This is a genomic window from Streptomyces phytophilus, assembly GCF_013870535.1.
In the GTDB taxonomy this organism is placed as follows: Bacteria; Actinomycetota; Actinomycetes; order Streptomycetales; family Streptomycetaceae; genus Streptomyces; species Streptomyces phytophilus.
In genome coordinates, this window is sequence record NZ_JACBXC010000764.1 from 1 (window position 1) to 2,941 (window position 2,941).

Here is a 2,941-nt window from a genome sequence, read left to right on the forward strand (position 1 = left end):
GAGCACGGCCTCCAGCACCAGGGCCAGCACCGCCACCAGGAAGGCGCCGGCCACCACCATCGGGGTGTTGTACGTCCGGAAGCCCGCGGTGATGATCCGGCCGAGCCCCCCGCCGCCCGCGATGGCCGCCAGCGTGGCCGTCGCGACCACCTGGACGGTCGCGGACCGCAGTCCGGTCATCACCAGCGGATAGCCCAGCGGCAGCTCCACCCGGCCCAGCAGCTGCGGCCCGGACATGCCCATGCCCCGCGCCGCCTCCACCACGTCCCGGTCGGCCTCGCGGATGCCCACGTACGCGTTCGTCAGCAGCGGCGGCACCGCGAAGAGCACGAGTGCGATGACCGTCGGCCAGTCACCGTGCATCCGCAGCGGCGTGAGCATGAGCAGCCCGAGCACCGCGAGGGTGGGCACGGCCCGCCCGACGTTCGAGATGTTGATCGCGAGGGTGCCGCCCTTGCCGATGTGGCCCAGCCAGAACGCGATCGGCAGGGCGATGGCGCAGGCGATGGCCAGCGACATGCCCGTCAGGTACAGATGCTCGCCCAGCCGCACGCCGATGCCGGTCGGGCCCGACCAGTTCGACCCCGTGGTCAGCCACGTCCACGCGTCCGCGACGGTGCCCATCAGGCCGCCTCCTTCTGCCGCCCGGCGCTCCTCGCCCGGAATCTGCCGCCGCCGCTCCGCCGCCGCGCCCGCGTCCACGGCGTCAGCAGCCGCTGGAGACCCAGGAGCAGCAGGTCGGCCAGCACGGCGAGCAGCACGCACAGCACCGACGCCGTGAGCACCTGCGCCTTGAACAGGGTGCGCATGCCGTCGACGATCAGGTTGCCCAGGCCGCCGTAGCCGATGATGCCGCCGACCGTCGTCATCGCGATCGTCGACACCGTCGCCATCCGCAGCCCGGCCATGACGGCGGGCAGCGCGAGCGGCAGCTCGACGGCGAACAGCAGCCGCGTCTGCCCGTACCCCATCCCGCGCGCGGCCTCGCGGGTATCCGCCGGTACGGAATCGAGGCCCGCCAGCAGATTGCGGATGAGGATCGTCAGCGAATAGAGCACGAGGCCGGTGACGACCACGGACGCCGAGATGCCCATGAGCGGGACCAGCAGGGAGAACATGGCGAGCGACGGAACTGTGTACAACACCGTCGTCAGGCCGAGCACGGGGCCGGTGAGCACCCGCCAGCGGCGGGCGATCAGGGCCAGCGGGAAGGAGACCAGCAGGCCGATGCCCACCGACGCCAGCGTGATCCAGACATGCTGGACCGTGGCGTCGACGAGCTCGTCGCTGCGGCTGCGGACGTATTCACCGCAGATCCACTCGTTCGCTGCCAGGCAGCCGGAGGCTTTCACGCCACCGCTCCTTCCCGTAGGCAGCTCTATTAGACCCTCCTCCACTGACACCGGGAGCCCCGGGCGGTGCAGAATGAGGAAACATGATCCGATTCGAGCACGTGACCAAGCGGTACCCCGATGGGACTACCGCGGTGGACGACTTGTCGTTCGACGTAGCCGCGGGCGAACTGGTGACCCTCGTAGGCCCGTCCGGCTGCGGCAAGACCACCACCCTGAAGATGGTCAACCGGCTCATCGAGCCCACCGTCGGCCGTATCGAGGTCGACGGGCAGGACATCATGGCCACCGACCCCGTCGAGCTGCGCCGCCATATCGGCTACTGCATCCAGAACGTCGGCCTCTTTCCGCACAAGAACGTCCTCGACAACACCGCCACCGTGCCCCACCTACTGGGCACGCCGCGCGAGAAGCGGCTCAAGCGGGCGGCCGAGCTGCTGGAGCTGGTCGGCCTCGACCCGCACGAGCACGGCCGCCGCTACCCCGACCAGCTTTCCGGCGGCCAGCGCCAGCGCGTCGGCGTGGCGCGGGCGCTGGCCGCGGACCCGCCGGTGCTGCTGATGGACGAGCCGTTCGGGGCGGTGGACCCGGTGGTGCGCGAGCATCTGCAGAACGAGTTCCTCAAGCTGCAGGCGCGGATGCGCAAGACCGTGCTCTTCGTCACACACGACATCGAGGAGGCGGTACGGCTCGGCGACCGCATCGCGGTCTTCGGGACCGGGAAGGTCGAGCAGCTCGACTCGCCCGCGGCGGTCCTGGGCGCGCCCGCGACCCCGTACGTGGCCGACTTCGTCGGCGCCGACCGCGGGCTGAAGCGCCTGTCGGTGACGGAGATCGAGCGCGACGACCTGGAGCAGCCGCCGGTGGTCCGGCTCGACGACGACGCGCGGAGTGCCGCGGCGGCGCTGCGGGACGGGGGCTCGCGGTGGGCCGTCGTGCTGGACGGCGCCGGCGAGCTGCACGGGTGGGTCGGCGCGGACGAGATCGCCAAGGGCGGTGCCGTGTCGGACTACGCGCGGCGGATGGACGCCTGGCTGCCGCTGGGGGCGAGCCTGAAGAAGGCGTTCGCGACGATGCTTCAGTACGACGCCGGGTGGATCGCCGTGGTGGACGACGAGGAGACGGGGCGGTTCGCCGGCGTCCTGACGCCGGCGAGCCTGCACGAGGCGCTGCGGCGGTCGATCGATGCGGACGCGCGCGCGGTGGCGCGGGCGGAGGTGGAGCTGGACTCGCTGCCGCAGCTGTGAGGCGCTGCCGCGGGGGCGAGGGAGCGGCCGTACGGGCACGGGTTCAACGGGCACGGGTTCAACGGGCACGGGTTCAACGGGTACGAGCCCGGGCGGCGCGAGCGGCGGTGCGTACGGCACGGCCCGAGCGCCGCGCAGCCGCGCCGGACACCGGGCGACCCGCGCCGGGCGCCGGGCGCGTACGGGCCCGCGGCGTCAGGGGAGTACCGGCTCGATCCCCACGTGGTGGGCCAGCCATGTGAAGCCGCCGAGCCCGGCCGGGTCGAGGAGTTCGGCCGCCTGTCCCGCGACGGCGAGCCGCCGCAGGTAGCCGGGCGGGTCCGCCGACGCCAGCGCCAGCGG

The 2,941-nt window shown here is 72.5% G+C and carries 3 protein-coding genes; 1 reads left to right on the plus strand and 2 read right to left on the minus strand.

Features of this window, described 5'->3' with window-relative positions; all coding sequences use genetic code 11:
* The coding region (locus H5J30_RS24850; protein WP_181789589.1) for an ABC transporter permease at nucleotides 1–624 on the minus strand (624 nt) is incomplete at its 3' end.
* Nucleotides 624–1,352, minus strand: a complete 729-nt coding sequence (locus H5J30_RS24855; protein WP_181789590.1) for an ABC transporter permease — start codon at nucleotides 1,350–1,352, stop codon at nucleotides 624–626. The genes H5J30_RS24855 and H5J30_RS24850, both read right to left, overlap by 1 nt.
* 83 nt (nucleotides 1,353–1,435) lie before the next feature.
* Between H5J30_RS24855 and H5J30_RS24860 the strand changes: the two genes are divergently transcribed.
* A complete protein-coding gene (locus H5J30_RS24860; protein ID WP_181789591.1) occupies nucleotides 1,436–2,599 on the plus strand; it encodes an ABC transporter ATP-binding protein in 1,164 nt (387 codons plus the stop codon).
* The last annotated feature ends 342 nt before the right edge of the window (nucleotides 2,600–2,941 follow it).

Bases quoted from the DNA above. Each gene is read 5' to 3' on its own strand.
- H5J30_RS24860 (WP_181789591.1), top strand. From the start codon at position 1,436: ATGATCCGATTCGAGCACGTGACCAAGCGGTACCCCGATGGGACTACC.